This window comes from Zoogloea oleivorans, assembly GCF_008107625.1.
Taxonomy (GTDB): domain Bacteria; phylum Pseudomonadota; class Gammaproteobacteria; order Burkholderiales; family Rhodocyclaceae; genus Zoogloea; species Zoogloea oleivorans.
This window is the reverse complement of record NZ_SDKK01000028.1, coordinates 1-16,917: the sequence shown is the minus strand read 5'-3', so window position 1 is coordinate 16,917 and position 16,917 is coordinate 1. Positions and strand designations below refer to the sequence as shown.

Annotated in this window: 15 protein-coding genes and 1 other RNA gene; 9 read left to right on the top strand and 7 right to left on the bottom strand. The window is 60.3% G+C overall.

The window, feature by feature from the left end:
* Positions 1-13: 13 nt before the first annotated feature.
* The 3 genes from pheA to gyrA are packed head-to-tail and all read right to left on the bottom strand — an operon-like array spanning position 14 to position 4,831.
* Positions 14-1,093: a prephenate dehydratase gene (gene pheA / locus ETQ85_RS21705; RefSeq protein ID WP_148581194.1), complete on the bottom strand. Its 1,080-nt coding sequence runs from the start codon at positions 1,091-1,093 to the stop codon at positions 14-16.
* Positions 1,094-1,128: 35 nt separating this feature from the next.
* Positions 1,129-2,211, bottom strand: coding sequence for a 3-phosphoserine/phosphohydroxythreonine transaminase (gene serC / locus ETQ85_RS21700; protein ID WP_148581156.1), 1,083 nt, complete (start codon positions 2,209-2,211; stop codon positions 1,129-1,131).
* A gap of 28 nt (positions 2,212-2,239) precedes the next feature.
* Positions 2,240-4,831, bottom strand: a complete 2,592-nt coding sequence (gene gyrA, locus ETQ85_RS21695; RefSeq protein ID WP_148581155.1) for a DNA gyrase subunit A — start codon at positions 4,829-4,831, stop codon at positions 2,240-2,242.
* Between the two features lie 205 nt (positions 4,832-5,036).
* Between gyrA and ETQ85_RS21690 the strand changes: the two genes are divergently transcribed.
* The 6 genes from ETQ85_RS21690 to ssrA all read left to right on the top strand — a co-directional run bounded on the left by ETQ85_RS21690 (position 5,037) and on the right by ssrA (position 9,888).
* A complete protein-coding gene (locus ETQ85_RS21690; protein ID WP_148581154.1) occupies positions 5,037-5,768 on the top strand; it encodes an OmpA family protein in 732 nt (243 codons plus the stop codon).
* 77 nt (positions 5,769-5,845) lie between these two features.
* Complete coding sequence (locus ETQ85_RS21685; RefSeq protein ID WP_148581193.1) at positions 5,846-7,162, top strand: TRZ/ATZ family hydrolase; 1,317 nt, start codon at positions 5,846-5,848, stop codon at positions 7,160-7,162.
* An 89-nt stretch (positions 7,163-7,251) separates the two neighbouring features.
* Positions 7,252-7,983 carry an OmpA family protein gene (locus ETQ85_RS21680; RefSeq protein ID WP_148581153.1) on the top strand — a complete coding sequence of 244 codons (732 nt, stop codon included), beginning with the start codon at positions 7,252-7,254 and terminating at the stop codon, positions 7,981-7,983.
* Positions 7,984-8,101: 118 nt separating this feature from the next.
* Positions 8,102-8,815: a bifunctional 2-polyprenyl-6-hydroxyphenol methylase/3-demethylubiquinol 3-O-methyltransferase UbiG gene (gene ubiG, locus ETQ85_RS21675; protein ID WP_148581152.1), complete on the top strand. Its 714-nt coding sequence runs from the start codon at positions 8,102-8,104 to the stop codon at positions 8,813-8,815.
* The gene (locus ETQ85_RS21670; RefSeq protein ID WP_148581151.1) at positions 8,808-9,464 is read left to right on the top strand and encodes an HAD-IA family hydrolase; all 657 of its coding nucleotides are present in this window, start codon (positions 8,808-8,810) and stop codon (positions 9,462-9,464) included. The genes ubiG and ETQ85_RS21670 overlap by 8 nt, the downstream gene beginning before the upstream one ends.
* Before the next feature lie 59 nt (positions 9,465-9,523).
* Positions 9,524-9,888: a transfer-messenger RNA gene (ssrA, locus tag ETQ85_RS21665) on the top strand.
* Between the two features lie 145 nt (positions 9,889-10,033).
* Here the strand turns inward: ssrA and ETQ85_RS21660 are convergent.
* The gene (locus ETQ85_RS21660; protein WP_148581150.1) at positions 10,034-10,459 is read right to left on the bottom strand and encodes a hypothetical protein; all 426 of its coding nucleotides are present in this window, start codon (positions 10,457-10,459) and stop codon (positions 10,034-10,036) included.
* Between the two features lie 226 nt (positions 10,460-10,685).
* Between ETQ85_RS21660 and ETQ85_RS21655 the strand changes: the two genes are divergently transcribed.
* Positions 10,686-12,380: an ABC1 kinase family protein gene (locus tag ETQ85_RS21655; protein WP_148581149.1), complete on the top strand. Its 1,695-nt coding sequence runs from the start codon at positions 10,686-10,688 to the stop codon at positions 12,378-12,380.
* Positions 12,381-12,404: 24 nt separating this feature from the next.
* Here ETQ85_RS21655 and ETQ85_RS21650 read toward each other — a convergent pair whose 3' ends face one another.
* A complete protein-coding gene (locus ETQ85_RS21650) occupies positions 12,405-13,568 on the bottom strand; it encodes an HD domain-containing phosphohydrolase (protein ID WP_148581148.1) in 1,164 nt (387 codons plus the stop codon).
* Positions 13,569-13,704: 136 nt separating this feature from the next.
* Here ETQ85_RS21650 and ETQ85_RS21645 point away from each other — a divergent pair, with 136 nt between their 5' ends.
* Complete coding sequence (locus ETQ85_RS21645; RefSeq protein WP_148581147.1) at positions 13,705-14,238, top strand: DNA-deoxyinosine glycosylase; 534 nt, start codon at positions 13,705-13,707, stop codon at positions 14,236-14,238.
* Here ETQ85_RS21645 and ETQ85_RS21640 read toward each other — a convergent pair.
* Entirely contained in the window at positions 14,220-15,857 is a 1,638-nt protein-coding gene (locus ETQ85_RS21640; RefSeq protein ID WP_148581192.1) for a PHA/PHB synthase family protein, read from the bottom strand. The genes ETQ85_RS21645 and ETQ85_RS21640 overlap by 19 nt on opposite strands.
* Positions 15,858-16,131: 274 nt before the next feature.
* Between ETQ85_RS21640 and ETQ85_RS21635 the strand changes: the two genes are divergently transcribed.
* A complete protein-coding gene (locus tag ETQ85_RS21635; RefSeq protein WP_148581146.1) occupies positions 16,132-16,575 on the top strand; it encodes a universal stress protein in 444 nt (147 codons plus the stop codon).
* A 65-nt stretch (positions 16,576-16,640) separates the two neighbouring features.
* On the opposite strand, the gene ETQ85_RS21630 is transcribed toward ETQ85_RS21635, so the two are convergent.
* Positions 16,641-16,917 (bottom strand): integrase core domain-containing protein (locus ETQ85_RS21630; RefSeq protein ID WP_148581145.1); only part of this gene is annotated, 277 nt, incomplete at its 5' end.

Below are 16,917 nucleotides of genomic sequence, written 5' to 3'. Positions count from 1 at the left end.
AACTCCAGAAGGGTCAGTACACGGCCTGGGGGTAGGAGCCCAGGATCTTCAGGTAAGCGGCGCGGCTCGCCAGGGCGTCGAGAGCAGTCTTCACTGCCGGGTCGTCCCGATGCCCCTCGATGTCCACGTAGAACACGTATTCCCACAAAGCGGCACGGGCCGGGCGGGACTCCAGACGGTTCATCGACACACCGGCATCGGCCAGCGGTGCCAGCAGCTCATGAACAGCACCCGGACGATTGGACGCCGACATGATCAGCGAGGTCTTGTCGGAGCCGGTACGACCCGCGTCATGACGCCCCAGCACCAGGAAGCGGGTGGTGTTGTTGGGCTCGTCTTCGATGCTTTCGACCAGCCGCGGCAGGCCGTAACGCTCGGAGGCCGCTTCGCCGGCAATCGCCGCGGTACCGGGCTCCAGCGAAGCCAGACGGGCGGCTTCGGCATTGCTGCCGACGGAAATCCGCGGCACACCGGGGAGCGAGCGATTCAGCCATTCATGGCACTGGGCCAGCGACTGGGCGTGGGAATAGACCTTGCGAATGTGGCCAAGCTCGGATTCACGCGTCATGAGGTGCTGATGGATGCGCAGCACCACTTCGCCACAAATCTGCAGGGACGAACCGAGAAGCAGGTCAAGAGTGCGGCCAACGGCGCCTTCGGTCGAATTTTCAACCGGCGCCACACCATACTGGGCATGACCGGACTCGACTTCGCGGAACACATCGTCGATGGTGCTCTGCGGCGCGAGCCGGGCAGCATGGCCAAAGTGCTTGACCGCAGCGCTTTCCGAAAAAGTCCCCAGCGGCCCGAGGAACGCCACGCCAAGCGGGTTTTCCAGCGACAGGCAGGCCGACATCACTTCCCGAAAGAAGAAGGTGACGCTCTCGTTGGGCAGCGGACCGGCATTCAGATCCTGGATTCGCCGCAACACCTGCGCCTCGCGCTCTGGGCGGTACACGTGCCCGGCCTCGCCGTACTTCGCCTTGATTTCGCCGACGTGTTGAGCGCATTTGGCGCGCTCGTTCAGCAGCGCCAGCATCTGCGCGTCGATGGTGTCGATCTGCTCGCGCACCACGCCAAGCTCCTGCAACATCCCCTCGTTCATGCCTTCTCCTGAAACCGTGCCGGTCACGCCTTGCGTGCGGCGAAATCCTGCATCAGCCCGACCAGCGCCTCGACGCCATCCAGCGACATGGCGTTGTAGATCGATGCCCGCATGCCGCCCACCGACTTGTGTCCCTTGAGCCCCTCCAGGCGACGCTCGGCCGCTTCGGCCAGAAACTCCGCATCCAGCGCCGGATTAGCCAGCGTAAAAGGAACATTCATGCGCGAACGGCACGGCGCATCCACCGGGTTGCGGTAAAAGCCGCCACTGCCGTCGATGGCGTCGTAAACCCGCTTCGCCTTGGCGATGTTGGTCTGCTCCACCGCCGCCAGCCCGCCCTGGGCCTTCAGATTCTTGAAAACCAGGCCTGCCAGGTAGATGCCGAAGGTCGGCGGCGTGTTGAGCATGGAATCATGCTCGGCCATGGTGGCAAAGTTCATCACGCTGGGTGTGATGGCCGATGCCTTGCCGAGCAGATCCTCGCGAACGATGACGATCACCAGCCCGGCCGGGCCGATGTTCTTCTGCGCACCGGCGTAAATCAGACCGTAGCGCGACACATCCATCGGCCGCGACAGGATGTGGGAACTCATGTCGGCAACCACCGGCACGCCGGCCGGCACCTCCGGCAGGTCGAACATCTCGACGCCGTGGATGGTCTCGTTGGTGCAGAGGTGCAGATAAGCCGCCTGCGGATCGAGCTTCAGTTCGTTGGCCGCCGGCAAACAGGTGAAGGCGCTGGCCTCAGTGGAGCCGGCCAGCCGCACACCACCCAGGTGCTGCGCTTCCTTGTAGGCCTTCTTCGACCAGGAGCCGGTGACCACGTAATCCGCCGAGCGCCCTGCCAGCAGATTCATGGGAATCTGCGCGAACTGCTGGGTCGCTCCGCCTTGCAAAAACAGCACCTTGTAGTTGGACGGAATGCCCATCAGGTCGCGCAGGTCAGCTTCGGCCTCATGGAGGACACCGGTGAAATCCTTGCCCCGATGGCTCATCTCCATGATGCCCATGCCGCGCCCGTGCCAGTCCAGCAACTCGTCGCGCACCTGCTCCAGCACCGTCGTCGGCAAGACTGCCGGCCCTGCCGAGAAATTGAAAATCCGCATCGTCTGAATCCCTGTTCCTTCAGTCCGTTCAGGCTTCCGGTTGGGCACCTTCGTCGCCCGACTCGTTACCCAACTCATGCTCTTCCTCATCACCTTCGAGGAGCTTCTGCACACCAGACAAGATACTGCCCTCGTCTACCGAAATGAGCGTCACACCCTGGGTCGCACGACCCATCTCGCGGATCTCGGAAACCCGGGTCCGCACCAGCACGCCGCCGGTGGTGATCAGCATGATCTGATCCTTCTCTGTGACCAAAGTTGCCGCCACGACCTTGCCGTTACGGTCGGAAGTCTGAATCGCGATCATGCCCTTGGTGCCACGACCGTGACGGGTGTATTCGCCGATCGGCGTACGCTTGCCGAAACCGTTTTCGGTGGCGGTCAGGACGCTTTGCTCCTCATCGCTGGCCACCAGCATGGCGATCACCGACTGGCCGTCCTCGAGCATCATGCCGCGCACGCCGCGGGCCTGACGGCCCATCGGGCGCACGTCGTTCTCGCTGAAGCGCACCGCCTTGCCGGCGTCGGAGAACATCATCACGTCATGCTGGCCGTCGGTAATGGCTACACCAACCAGGAAGTCACCCTCGTCGAGACCCACTGCGATGATGCCGGCCTTGCGCGGATTGGAGAAATCGGTGAGCGGCGTCTTCTTGACCGTGCCCTGGGCCGTTGCCATGAAGATGAAGTGACCTTCGTCGAACTCCTTGACCGGCAGCACGGCGGTGATCTTCTCGCCTTCGAGCAGCGGGAACAGGTTCACGATCGGCCGGCCGCGGGAGTTCCGGGTGCCTTCCGGCACTTCATAGACCTTCAGCCAGTAAAGGCGGCCGCGGTTGGAGAAGCACAGGATGTGGTCGTGGGTGTTGGCAATGAAGAGCTGGTCGACGAAATCGTCTTCCTTCACGGCGGCTGCCTGCTTGCCGCGACCGCCGCGCTTCTGGGCACGGTAATCGGTGAGCGGCTGGCGCTTGAAGTAACCGGTGTGGGACAGGGTCACAACCATGTCCTGGGGCGCGATCAGGTCTTCAATATTGATGTCGGCGGTGTTCATCACCACCTCGGAACGCCGCGGGTCGCCAAACTGCTGCTTGATCAGCGCAAGCTCGTCGCCAATGATCGCGGTGATCCGCTCCGGACGCGCCAGGATGTCCAGCAGGTCGGCGATCACGTTCATCACGTCACGGTATTCGGCGACAATCTTGTCCTGCTCGAGGCCGGTCAGACGCTGCAGACGCAGTTCCAGAATGGCTTGCGCCTGGGCGTCGGAGAGGCGGTAGCCTTGCTCGGACAAACCGAACTCGGGCGCCAGCCCGTCGGGCCGGTAGCTGTCGGCCACCGCACGGGAGAGCATTTCTTCCACCAGGGCCGAGCGCCACTGGCGCGCCATCAGGCCCCGCTTGGCTTCGGGGGGGGTCGGCGCGGCCTTGATGAGGGCGATGATCTCGTCCACATTCGACAGCGCGACGGCCAGACCTTCGAGAATATGGCCGCGCTCGCGCGCCTTGCGCAGCTCAAAAACGGTGCGGCGGGTGACGACTTCGCGCCGGTGGGCGAGGAAGCAGTCGAGCATCTGGCGCAAGTTGAGCAGGCGCGGCTTGCCGTCCACCAGCGCCACCATGTTCATGCCGAAGGTGTCCTGGAGCTGGGTCTGCTTGAACAGGTTGTTCAGCACCACGTCGGGCATTTCGTTGCGCTTGAGCTCGATCACCATGCGCATGCCGGACTTGTCCGACTCGTCACGGAGATCGCTGATGCCTTCGATCTTCTTCTCGTTGACCAGCTCGGCGATCTTCTCGATCAGCGTCTTCTTGTTAACCTGGTACGGCAGCTCGTCGACGATGATCGCCTGACGATCACCCTTGCCGATGTCCTCGAAGTGGGTGCGCGCGCGCATCACCACCCGGCCACGGCCGGTTCGGTAGCCTTCCTGCACACCGGACAGGCCGTAGATCAGCGCAGCCGTCGGAAAGTCCGGCGCCGGCACGATTTTGATCAGCTCGTCGATGGAGGTATCCGGCTCCTGCAGCAGCTTCAGGCAGGCGTCGACGATCTCGGTGAGGTTGTGCGGCGGGATGTTGGTCGCCATACCCACCGCAATGCCTCCCGAACCATTGATCAGCAGGTTTGGAATGCGCGCCGGCAGAACCAGTGGTTCCTTTTCGGAGCCATCGTAGTTCGGCCCGAAATCGACGGTTTCCTTGTCGATGTCGGCAAGCAGCTCATGGCCGATCTTTGCCATGCGGATTTCGGTATAACGCATGGCCGCCGCGCTGTCGCCGTCCACCGAACCGAAGTTGCCCTGACCATCCACCAGCATGTAGCGCAGCGAAAAGTCTTGGGCCATCCGCACGATGGTGTCGTAAACCGACTGGTCACCGTGGGGGTGATACTTGCCGATGACGTCACCGACAATACGGGCAGACTTCTTGTAAGCCTTGTTCCAGTCATTGCCCAGTTCGTGCATCGCGAACAACACACGCCGGTGTACAGGCTTGAGGCCGTCACGCACATCCGGAAGGGCCCGCCCGACAATCACGCTCATCGCGTAATCCAGGTAGGCGTGACGCATCTCATCTTCGAGGCTGATGGGGAGAGTTTCTTTGGCGAACGGGATCATGGCACCGCGAGGAGTCGACTATTCGTCGAAAAGACGAAAAGTAGTAAGTTTAGCACGTCAGGCAGGCCCGCCTCCGGCTCCCTGAAGCCCGCAAACAGGACCGGCCGGATTGTGATCCTCGCCTCTCATATGCTCTAATCCGCCGGCACCGACCATCACAAGACAGGCGCCTCGAGCGCCTCACATATTATTGAGGAGGAAACCCATGACCGCAGCAAACTTCCGCCTGGCGTCCGCCACCCTTCTGATGCTTGCCGGCCTCTCCGCCATGGCCCAATCGAAGGACATCGTCGTCGATCCCAAGGGCGAGATTCCCTACGCCATCGATCAGCGCAATGTCGTCGTCAAGAGCGGCGCCGACCTGTGCTGGCGCACCGGCTCATGGACCCCCGGGGCGGCCACCGAAGCCAAGGCCGGCGAACTGCCGATCGCCTGTGAGTGCGACAAGGATGTCGTCGGCGCCGACAAGTGCGCTCCCGCCTCCGCCCGCGCAGCCTCGACACCTGCAACAGCCGCACCAGTCACCGCCGCGGCTCCCGCTGCACCCAAAAAATGCGACTTCAGCGTGACCCTTTCCGCTGACGACGCCTTCGCCTTCAACAAGGCCACCCTCAGCAAGTCGGCCAAGGCCACCCTGGATAACGCCGTGCTCGCCAAACTCGACACCTGCGCGACGGTAAACACCGTGATCATCAACGGCCACACCGACCGCCTCGGCTCCCAGTCCTATAACCAGAAGCTTTCCGAAAAGCGCGCCGACGCCGTTCAGTCCTATCTGGCCAGCAAGGGCCTGAAGGCGGAGAACATGGACACCATGGGCTCCGGCAAGACCCAGCCAATCAAGAGCTGCGATGACAAGCTCGGCCGCAAAAAGCTGATCGAATGCCTTGCCCCGAACCGCCGCGTCACCGTGGACGTAAAGGGCCCGGCCAAGTAATCTGCCCACAGCACCAAGACAAACCTAAAACCCCGCCAGACGCGGGGTTTTTTCTGAGACCAACGAGAGCCGCCATGATGCCGACACCGGTCGACCTGCTTATCGAAGCACGCTGGATCATTCCCGTCGAGCCAGCCAACACGACCCTCGAGCATCACGCCATCGCCGTCCGCGACGGGCGCATCATCGCAATTCTGCCGACGGACGAAGCCCGGGCGCGCTACGTAGCGACGAAAACCGTCCACCTGTCCGATCACATCCTGACTCCCGGTCTCGTCAATCTGCACTGCCATGCCGCGATGGCCATCATGCGTGGCCTTGCAGATGACCTGCCGCTGATGCGCTGGCTGCAGGAGGCGATCTGGCCAACCGAAAGCCGCCATGCCTCCCACGCCTTCGTACGCGACGGCAGCCTGCTCGCAGGGGCCGAGATGCTGCGGGGGGGCATCACCACCTGCAACGACATGTACTTCTTCCCGGAGGCAACAGCCGAAGCATTCGACCGCCTCGGCCTGCGGGCGGTACTTGGCATTACCGTCATCGAATTCCCTTCCCAGTACGCATCCGACGCCGACGACTACCTGCGCAAGGGGCTGGCAACCCTGGATGCGTGGCGGGACCATCCACTGATCGGCTTTGCCCTCGCTCCCCACGCCCCTTACACGGTATCGAACAAGACCTTCGAGCGGATTGGCGCCCTCGCCGACGAACTGGAACTCCCGATCCACATCCACATTCACGAAACCGCTGGCGAGATCGCCGACAGCCTGCGTGACTTTGGACAGCGGCCGATTGCCCGCCTGGATCAACTGGGCCTGCTCGGACCCAATTTAATAGGCGTCCACGCAACCCACCTCACCCCGGAAGACATTGAGCGCCTCGCCCTGCACGGATGCGCCATCGCCCACTGCCCCACATCGAACATGAAACTCGCCAGCGGCGCCGCCCCGACCACCACCCTGCTCAAGCGGGGACTGGCCGTTGGTCTGGGGAGCGACGGCGCCGCCAGTAACAACCGCCTGGACCTCTTCCGCGAAATGCACCAAGCCAGCCTTCTGGCCAAACACACAACCGGCGACGCCTCCGCCCTGCCCGCCCACCAAGCCCTGCGCATGGCCACCCTCGAGGGCGCACGCGCCCTTGGACTCGACGCCGAAATAGGCTCTCTGACGACCGGAAAGGCTGCCGACATCTGCGCGATCCGCATGGATAACCCTGACGAACTACCCTGCTTCGAGCCCGTTTCCCATGTGGTATATGTCCTGGATCGTCGCGCTGTATCGGACGTCTGGGTCGGTGGACAGCAACGGGTCAAGGAGGGAAAACTGTTGCAAATAACCAACACCGAGCTATTGGGCATCGCCCGCCTATGGCAAAATAAGCTCCGCCAATGAATTGGATATGCTGCCTGAGTTCATAGTGTACTCCGGCGACAAGGATAAATTTTCCGGTTCTACCCCTTTGCCTTGCGACGAGGAAAACGATGATCAAACAAGCCAAAAAACAACTGCTGATGGCTGCCGCACTGGCCGCTCTCGGCCTGTCTGCCTCCGCCAGCTTCGCCAAAGATGTCGTCGTTGATACGAAAGGCGAAGTGCCTTACGTGATCGACTCCCGTGCAGTCGTTGCCCGTAGCGGCACTGACCTGTGCTGGCGCACCGGCTACTGGACCCCGGCGGCCGCCTCCACCACCATGGCTGGCGAATTTCCCGTGGGCTGCGAGTGCGACAAGGATGTCGTGCCGGCCGAAAAGTGTGTGAAGGCTGCCGCCGCTCCAGCTGCTGGCGCCAAGAGCGCAACCCCGCTGGCCGCTCCCGCTCCGGTTGCCGAAAAGGTCAAGCTGGCTGCTGATGCACTCTTCGAGTTCGACAAGGCTGTTCTGCTGCCCGCCGGCAAGTCCAAGCTTGACGACCTGGCTGCCAAGGCCAAGAGCGTGAAGCTGGAAGTGATCCTGGCCGTTGGCCACACCGACCGCATCGGTGGTGATGCCTACAACCAGAAGCTGTCCGAAAAGCGCGCTGCCGCCGTCAAGGACTACCTGGTCGGCAAGGGTGTTGAAGCCAACCGTGTTTACACCGAAGGCAAGGGCAAGAAGCAGCCCGTGACCGGCACCAGCTGCAAGAACCTGGGCAAGGAAAGCGGCAAGAACAAGAAGCTTGTCGATTGCCTGCAGCCGGATCGTCGCGTGGAAATCGAAGTCATCGGCACCAAGTAATCGCCGACAACTGACGCCACGTCAGTCCTCAAAAAGCCCTGCACTGCAGGGCTTTTTGTTTTTCAGCCGTAGCCGTGGGTCTCGCAATACAATTGTGCATTGGCCTACCGATCTTTAAATGACGCCCCCGACCACAATGAACGCCGATCCCGCCGAACTGCAGAAATTCAGTGACCTCGCCCACCGCTGGTGGGACCCCGAATCCGAATTCAAACCGCTCCACCAGATCAACCCCCTCCGCCTTGACTGGATCAACAACACCGCTCAGCTCGCCGGCAAAAAAGTCGTCGACATCGGCTGCGGCGGCGGCATCCTGGCCGAATCCATGGCGGCCTGCGGAGCACTGGTAACCGGCGTTGATCTATCCGAGAAAGCCCTCGGCGTCGCCCGCCTGCACCTCTATGAAAGCGGGCAGACAGTCGATTACCGACTCATCTCCGCCGAAGACATTTCCCGGGAAGCACCCGGCAGCTTCGACGTAGTGACCTGCATGGAAATGCTTGAGCATGTACCCGACCCGGCCAGCACCATCCGCGCCTGTGCCGCCCTCGTCAAACCCGGTGGCTACGTGTTCTTCTCAACGCTCAACCGCAACATCAAGTCTTACCTGATGGCCGTAGTGGGAGCCGAGTACATTCTCAACCTGCTGCCCAAGGGAACCCACGAATACGCCAAGTTCATCAAACCCTCCGAACTCGCACGCTACGTGCGCGAGGCTGGACTGGATGTGGAAGAACTTATTGGCATGAATTACAACCCGCTCAACAAGGTCTACTCTCTCGGCCGCGACACAGACGTAAATTACCTGATGCGGACGTCCCGACGTGCCTGAAGCCGTCTTCTTCGACCTGGACGGAACCCTCGCCGACACAGCCCCCGACCTGGCTGGTACGCTCAACCGCCTGCAGGCAGAGCACGGCCTTGCACCGAGCCCGTTTGAGCAACTCCGACCCCAAGTCTCCAATGGCGTACGTGGCATGCTCGGTGTCGGGTTTGGTCTTACTCCCGACGAACCGGCATACGCCGGACTCGCACAGCGCTTTCTGAGCCTGTACGCCGAATTCCTGTGCGTCGAGACCCGCCTGTTTCCCGGGATGACCGAGTTACTCGACCAGCTTGATGAGCGCGGCATAACGTGGGGCATCGTGACCAACAAGGCCGAGCGCCTGGCCAAACCCCTTGTCGAAGCACTTGGCCTGGCCGAGCGGAGCATCTGCACGATCGGAGGCGACACCACCGCCCGCGCCAAGCCCTTCCCCGACCCCTTGCTGTACGCCTGCCGCATCGCAGGAATCGCCCCCACAAGCAGCCTGTACATCGGGGACGACATCCGCGATATCGTGGCCGGCAAGGCGGCCGGCATGCGGACAGTGGCCGCGGCCTACGGCTACCTCGGCAGTCACCAGCCGATCGACACCTGGGAAGCAGACACGATCATCGAGCACCCCCTTGAAATCCTGCATCTGCTCGGCAAATCCTGAGAGCGTGCTATCATTGGGAACTTATCGCTAACCGCTAGCACTAAGTTAAGTAACACAAAGGGGCCGACCTGGCTTCGACGTGGGTTGCAAAGCAGATCAGGGCATACCGAGGACCAGTTACCTCGTAAATCCACTGGAAATCTACAAACGCCAACGACGAGCGTTTCGCTCTGGCCGCTTAAGGCCTAAGCCGCTGCACTGACAGGTCTCCTGGGTCAGATGGGGTCAAACCCAATGCAGTGTCATTCACAGGGACTAGCAATGGATCGGGTTACTTGGTCCGGCGCGAAACTCAAGGTAACTCGCCCGTGGTCGGCCTGCCGACTGGCTAAACCCCGGGTTAAACCCAAATAGGTCGGCTAAGTATGTAGAACTGACTGTAGAGGACTTGCGGACGGGGGTTCGATTCCCCCCGGCTCCACCAGAATCGATTCCGGATTGTTCCGGGGAAGGCCGGAAACCTAAGCTGCACAAGGGTTTCCGGCCTTTTTTACGTCTATCGAAGCACCAACCGTATCATTGCGAACCGCCATATTCTTGGGGGTAGCGTTGGAAAACAGGTATCAAAATCAAAGGCCGTCAGTAACACACGGGTTATGGAAGCGACGGCTGAGGAATTCCGCGATGTAATTTTCAGCCGTACTATCGTCAGTCAGGCGCAGATACTCACTACTCCCTGTTTTGCTGACGGGCTTGAGACTCTTCTGCTGCGGAAGGAGAGAAGCCACCATACAACCGGAATCTCCGACATTCGCCATGTGCCAAAGCATGCAGGCAAGCGCCTGTTGGTTGAGCGGTGAAGAAAACTGCTGGACTTCAATGAGGAGGAAGCTGTCTGCGCCCTCTTGCCAAGTACTGGCATCGAGTTCCCACTGCATGCCGCTTGCCCCCTCAGGCCTCTGCTTGCCCCCGGCAGTGGCAATAGCGAGCACCTCTCGCATATCGGCGATGACTTTCCGGGCAGCCCCCTCGTAAGCTATCCATTTCTTCCGCATTCTGTCTCAATCCTTTCTACGTCGATCATTCACTACCGTGGCGGTTTGAACGCCTGGCCTGTTAATTGCCCTCCACTATCGCACGAGGTCACAGAATCGTGCATGGCAAACAAGCTGCAGGCTAAAATCATCGAGACTCTTGCAGGAGAGTCGTTGCAGATACGGATTCGACGAATACCGCAGCCCGAGTGATCGGGGCCTCTCCCCCACTGGTTGAAAGCAATTGATGCTGTGGCAAGCAATCGGCGCCGTCCGCGATCTGGGCCGCCTGCATGAAATCGCTGGCGTTCTGATCCGCTATGGCTTTGGCGATCTGGTCCGCCGGATCGGCATGGCACGAACACTGGAACGCGCCGGCAAGGCCTTGCACTGGCGGGAGCCGGAGGAACTGGCACGGCTTGAGCCACCCGCACGGGTTCGCCGCGCGCTTGAAGAACTGGGCCCAAGCTTCATCAAGCTGGGCCAGATTCTGGCCACGCGTGTAGACCTTTTCCCGTCCGAATGGATCGCTGAGTTCAGCAAGCTGCAGGACGACGCTCCCGCGCTTCCCTTCGCGGAAATTCACGCACAACTGACCGAGGACCTGGGCGAGGCACCGGAAAACATCTTCACAGAACTGGATGTCCGCCCGCTGGCAGCCGCTTCCCTGGCCCAGGTGCACCGGGCCCGGCTCGCGGATGGCTGCGCGGTCGTACTCAAGATACGGCGACCGGGCATTCGGCCTACCGTCGAGGCTGATCTACGCCTGCTCGCTCGCCTCGCCGAGATCGTCGAAGCCGAAACACCCGACCTGCGCCGCTACCGCCCCAAGGAGGTGGTCCGTCAGTTCACGCTGTCCTTGCGCAGGGAGCTGGATTTTGCTGCCGAATGCCGCAACGCGGAACGCGTGGCGAACCAGTTCAAGGCGCATCCAGAAATCATTGTTCCGCGTATTCACTGGCAGTGGTGCGGTGAGCGACTCAATGTGCAGGACTTCGTCGAGGGCATCTCCGGCCGCAATCTGACCGCCGCCGACGCAGCAGGCCTTGATCGCAAGTTGCTCGCCCGCAGGGGAGCGCAGGCTGTACTGAAAATGATGCTGGAGGACGGCTTTTTCCATGCAGACCCTCACCCGGGGAATGTCTTTTACCTACCTGAGAATCGGATCGCCTTCATCGACTTTGGGATGGTCGGACGCTTGCCCGAGGAACGGCGGGTTCAGGTTGCGCACCTGCTGCATGGCCTGGTGACACGCGATACAGAAACGGTTGCCGGCGTGCTGCTCGACTGGGGAAGCGAGGGGGAAAGCAGCAGCGACGTGGAACTGACACGTTTGAATAGCGAGATCGGTGCTTTCGTCGATATGTATCACGGCGTCCCCCTGCACCGGCTCGATCTGGGGGTCATGCTCTCCGATCTGGTGAGCATCCTGCGCGAACACGGCTTGAGCCTGCCGCCGGATCTGGCACTGATGCTCAAAGCCTTCATCACACTGGAAGGAATGGGTCGCCAGCTTGACCCCAACTTCGACATGGCAGCGGAGGCCACGCCTTTTCTGAAGAACATCCTGCTCGCTCAAACGACCCCTGATGCCCTTGCACGAAGGGGCTGGCGCGCCCTGAGCGACGCCATTGGCCTCGTTACCAGCCTGCCGAAAGACTTGCGCCAGTTTCTGCGAGCCGCCCGCCGTGGCAAATTACAGGTACAGGTCGAAGTGCTTCCGCTCAAACAGTTCGGTCAGCAGATCGACCGAGCGGCCAGCCGGCTGGCGCTGTCCATTGCAATTGCGGCCCTGATCGTTGGATCGGCAATCGTGATGACCGTAGAGAGGGCGCCTGCGCTAGCGGGTCTACCCTCCTTCGGAATGCTCGGTTTCATTGCAGCCGTCATCGGCGGACTGTGGCTGCTGGTATCCATCTGGCGCAGCGGGCGATCAGAGTAATCCTGGAGCACCAGACGGAAGACGCTACTCGCTGGAAGCGCTATCTTCGCTACCAGACTCATCGCTGAAGTTTCGGGCGATCGCAGCAAAATCTCCTGCCACCAGCATCAGCGCGTCAACAATATCCGGGTCAAAGTGGCTGCCCTTCTCGGCGAACATCATTTCAATCGCCTGCTCATGGGGAAACGGTGGCTTGTAAACCCGTCGGGAAATGAGCGCATCGTAAACATCCGCAACAGCCATCAACCGCGCAGAAACGGGGATCGCCTCCCCGGCTAGTCCCTCGGGATAGCCACTGCCATCCCAGCGCTCATGGTGGCCGTAGGCAATTTCAGCAGCGTAACGCAAAAAGGAGGCATCGACCGCCCCGCCAAGGGCGTTCTCCGCCTGAACAATGGCATTACGGCCATATTCGCAATGCTGCTTCATGATCACCCACTCTTCGGGAGTGAGCTTGCCCTGCTTCAGCAGAATGGCATCCGGCGTAGCGACTTTGCCGACATCGTGAAGCGGCGCAGACTTGAAAAGCAACTGAATGATCTCTTCGTTCAACTCCCCACGAAAACGCGGGTGATCCTGCAGCTTCTCGGCAAGAATCCGTACGTAATGCTGGGTGCGCCGGATGTGATTGCCGGTTTCGTTGTCACGGGCTTCGGCAAGAGCACAAAACGCGGTGATGGTTGCAGCCTGGGCCGCGATCACCTCCTGCTTGCTGGTAACCAGCCGCCGGGTTTGTTCACTGATCTCAGCCGTACGTTCGGCCACCAGGAGTTCCAGATCGGCATTGCGCCGCTGGAGCGCCCGAGTTGCACGGGACAAGGCTAGATGAGTTCGCACCCGGGCCCGAACGACAGGTGGAGAAATCGGCTTGTGAATGAAGTCTTCTGCGCCGAGCGAGAAGCCAAGCTCCTCGTCCTCGGGTCGATCGAGCCCAGTGAGGAACATAACGGGAATCGCCCGGGTCGACTCCGACGACTTGAGGCGTCGACAGACCTCAAAACCGTCAACATCCGGCATCATTACATCCAGCAGTATCAAGTCAGCGCGCCCACCCTTCGCCAGATAGTCGAGCGCCTCGATACCGTTCGTGGCGGGATGGACATCGTAGTGGTCCGACAGTACATCCTCGAGTATCAGGAGGTTGTCAGCCTGATCATCCACCACCAGCACGTGGGCACGCTGCTTCATTCCTTGCTCCTGAACCAATAATGCGTATGTGTATTGTTTGCTAACGGCACTTCATGTTGGACTCTTCAATCTCTTCCTGTGAAGTCCCTCACATTTGGCAGCATCCTTCAACAATCACTGCCGCTCCCACGAAGTCATGTCTCTAATTTACAGCTTCCCACCTGTTGCAACCCCAGCGGCCCATACCTTGATCCTGGGCAGCATGCCGGGTAGCGCGTCGCTGCTTGCCGAACAATATTACGCGCACCCTCGCAATCTATTCTGGCCAATTCTCGGCGAACTGATTGGAGCCCGCCCAGACCTTTCCTACCCGCTGCGGCTACACAGACTCACTTCAGCAGGCATTGCGCTATGGGACGTACTCCAGCGCTGCGAACGCGAAGGCAGCCTGGACACCCGGATAGACTCACAAAGCATCGTGCCAAACGACTTCGCCACTTTTTTTGACCACCATCCGACCATCCGGCGCGTGTTCTTCAACGGCACCATGGCCGAAACGGTTTTTCGACGGCATGTACTGCAAACGCTGCCTCCCCTGCCCCTCCGCTACCATCGGCTGCCCTCCACAAGCCCGGCCAATGCCGCATTCAGCTTTGCCCGCCGCCTTGAGGCCTGGCAACTCGTCGCAGCAGACGACAACAACAACGAGCATCAGGATTCCAGCACGTAAGTTCCGGGTGCGTCGGCCAGTGCCGGATAGGCGTCAGTGGCCACCGGTTCGGCATCAACCAATTCGCCACACTGAGGCTTGAGCCATGCCATCCAGTCATCCCACCAACTGCCCGGGAGCTCTTTCGCTCCACCATGCCAGCTGTCTGCAGAATCGCTCCTGCGCGCCTGCCCGACCCAGAACTTCCGCTTGGGCGGCTTGACCGGCGGATTGACGATACCGAGGATATGACCGGAACTTGAAAGCACGAAGCGCTTGGGGCCGGCGACGTAATTCATCGTCCGGAAAGTCTGCCGCCACGGGGCGATGTGGTCATCCTCGGCCGAAACCGCATACACCGGCTGGCTGATGGCGCCGAGATCAATCGGCTCGCCTGCCAGGGTCAGGGCGTCCTTCTCAATCAACTTGTTGTTGAGATAAAGCTCCCGCAAATACCAGGCATGCATCGCATAAGGCATGCGGGTCATATCCATGTTCCAGTAAAGGACATCGAAGGGCGGAGGCGTCTCGCCGTACAACCAGCCGTGCACCACGTAGTGCCAGATCAGGCTGTTGGAACGCAACAGACGGAACGAGGAAGCCATCTCGGCACCATCCAGATAGCCCTTGCGCTCCATGTTCTGGGTAATGAAGCGGATACTGCCTTCGTCCACAAAGACTTCAATATCGCCCGGCTTGTGAAAATCCACCAGCGTGGTGAACAGGGTCCAGTGCGCCACCGGAACATCCTCCGGCGCAAAGTGCTTGTTAGCCCATGCCATGTAGGCCGACAAGGCTGTTCCCCCGATGCAATAACCCACCGCATGAACCTTCGCTGCTCCGGTGACACCGCGGGCCGTATCAATCAACGCCTGCACACCTTCGGTAAGGTAGTCGTCAAAGCGGACGTCACGCATCTCCTCGCGGGGGTTCTTCCAGCTGGTGATGAACACATCGAGCCCCTGATCCAGCAGATACCGGATCATGCTCTTCTTTGGATTCAGATCGAGGATGTAGAACTTGTTAATCCACGGCGTGACGATCACAACCGGCGTTCGATGCACCTGAGGACTGGTTGGTGTGTAATGGATTACCTCCAGTAACCTGTTACGGAACACCACCTTGCCAGGTGTAACCGCCAGATTCTGACCAACCTTGAAATCGCCCGGATCGGTCATGCGAATGTTGCCGGCTTCCATGTCGGCCAGGCAATTCCGGAAACCGCGCACCAAGCTTTCACCGTGGGTTTCCATCGCAATCCGCATCGCCACCGGGTTGGTCCAGAGAAAGTTGGACGGTGCCATCGCGTTGAGCCACTTCCGCCACCAGAACGCTGCCCGACGCCGCTCCTTCTGGGAAAGTCCAGGCGTGTCATAGAGCATGTCCTGCGTGTGGTGGGTCAGCACCAGATACCACTCTTTCACGATATCCCAAGAGGGCGAGTCAGCCCAGACCGGATCTGCGAAGCGATTGTCGTCTTCGTGTGGCTTGACCGGGTCCTGACTGGGCAAACCGAGCAAACGTCGCCAGCTATGCCACTGCAGCGCCCACAAACTTCCGGACACTTTCGCCATGGCATCAGCCAGCTCCTGGGGATGGGATGCCCATGCAAGCTGCGCATGAACCAGCGGGGCGGCCATACCAAGAGGATCGATCGACGACTCTACGGTGTCGTGGAACTGCTGCAGCGACTTTCGGGCGAAGTCGATCGGTGGTGCGGATTCGTGGCGTAACATGATCGAAAGCTCCTTCAATGCGGGCCACAAGAAACAGGCAAAACACTGAAGGATCTGCCCTGTGCCCAGTAGTAATCGTGATCCAGGCTCGTTGCGTTCCGATTGACATGCGTCAAGCCGAAGACGAAGAGAGCCCGCCGTATAATGATGTCACCCAGTTCCCTTCAGGAGCATCGTCATGTTCAAAAACATTCTGGTTCCCACCGATGGGTCAGAGCTCTCTGACTCCACGGTAGCAAGGGCTATTGTCTTTGCAAAAGAAGCCCAAGCAAAACTTACCTTCTTCTATTCACAGCCGGACTTCCCGATGCCGATCTATGGCGAAGGCGCGTTGATCGATCCGACCACGCCCGAACAGTTCAGCCGTGCAGCAGCAGCCGAAGCAGAAGCGATCTTGGCCCGGGCAAAAACGGAAGCAGCCCTTGCCGGGGTCGAAGCCAATGGCGATACGGTCATCAGTGAAGTGCCGTACGAAGCCATTATTGAAGCGGCCGAGCGGAACCAATGCGATCTGATCTTCATGGCATCCCATGGCAGACGCGGCCTGAGCGGTCTGCTGCTCGGCAGCGAAACCCAGAAAGTCCTGACCCACAGCAAGATTCCGGTACTCGTCTATCGCTAGATCGAAGGCCGCAGCTGTGACCCGTCCTAACCCAGGTTGACACCTGTTGTGACGGATAAGCAGGCCTAACGGTTGGCCTGCAAAGACGCCCGATGAACTTCATCGGGCGTCTTCAATTGTAGCGAGCAATGCGGTCGCTCCGTGTTGTAGATGGCGATCGACTGACGAACCATGTGCCGGGCCTGATTCAGATCGTCGGGCAGTTGGAGCAGAAACTCGTGCTTGAGAATGCCATTGACCCGTTCCGCCAAGGCATTCTGATAGCAGTCGTAGCCGTCGGTCATCGAACAGATCAGTCCGTGTTTCTGGTGAATGGCCTGGTACTCATGGGCGCAGTATTGG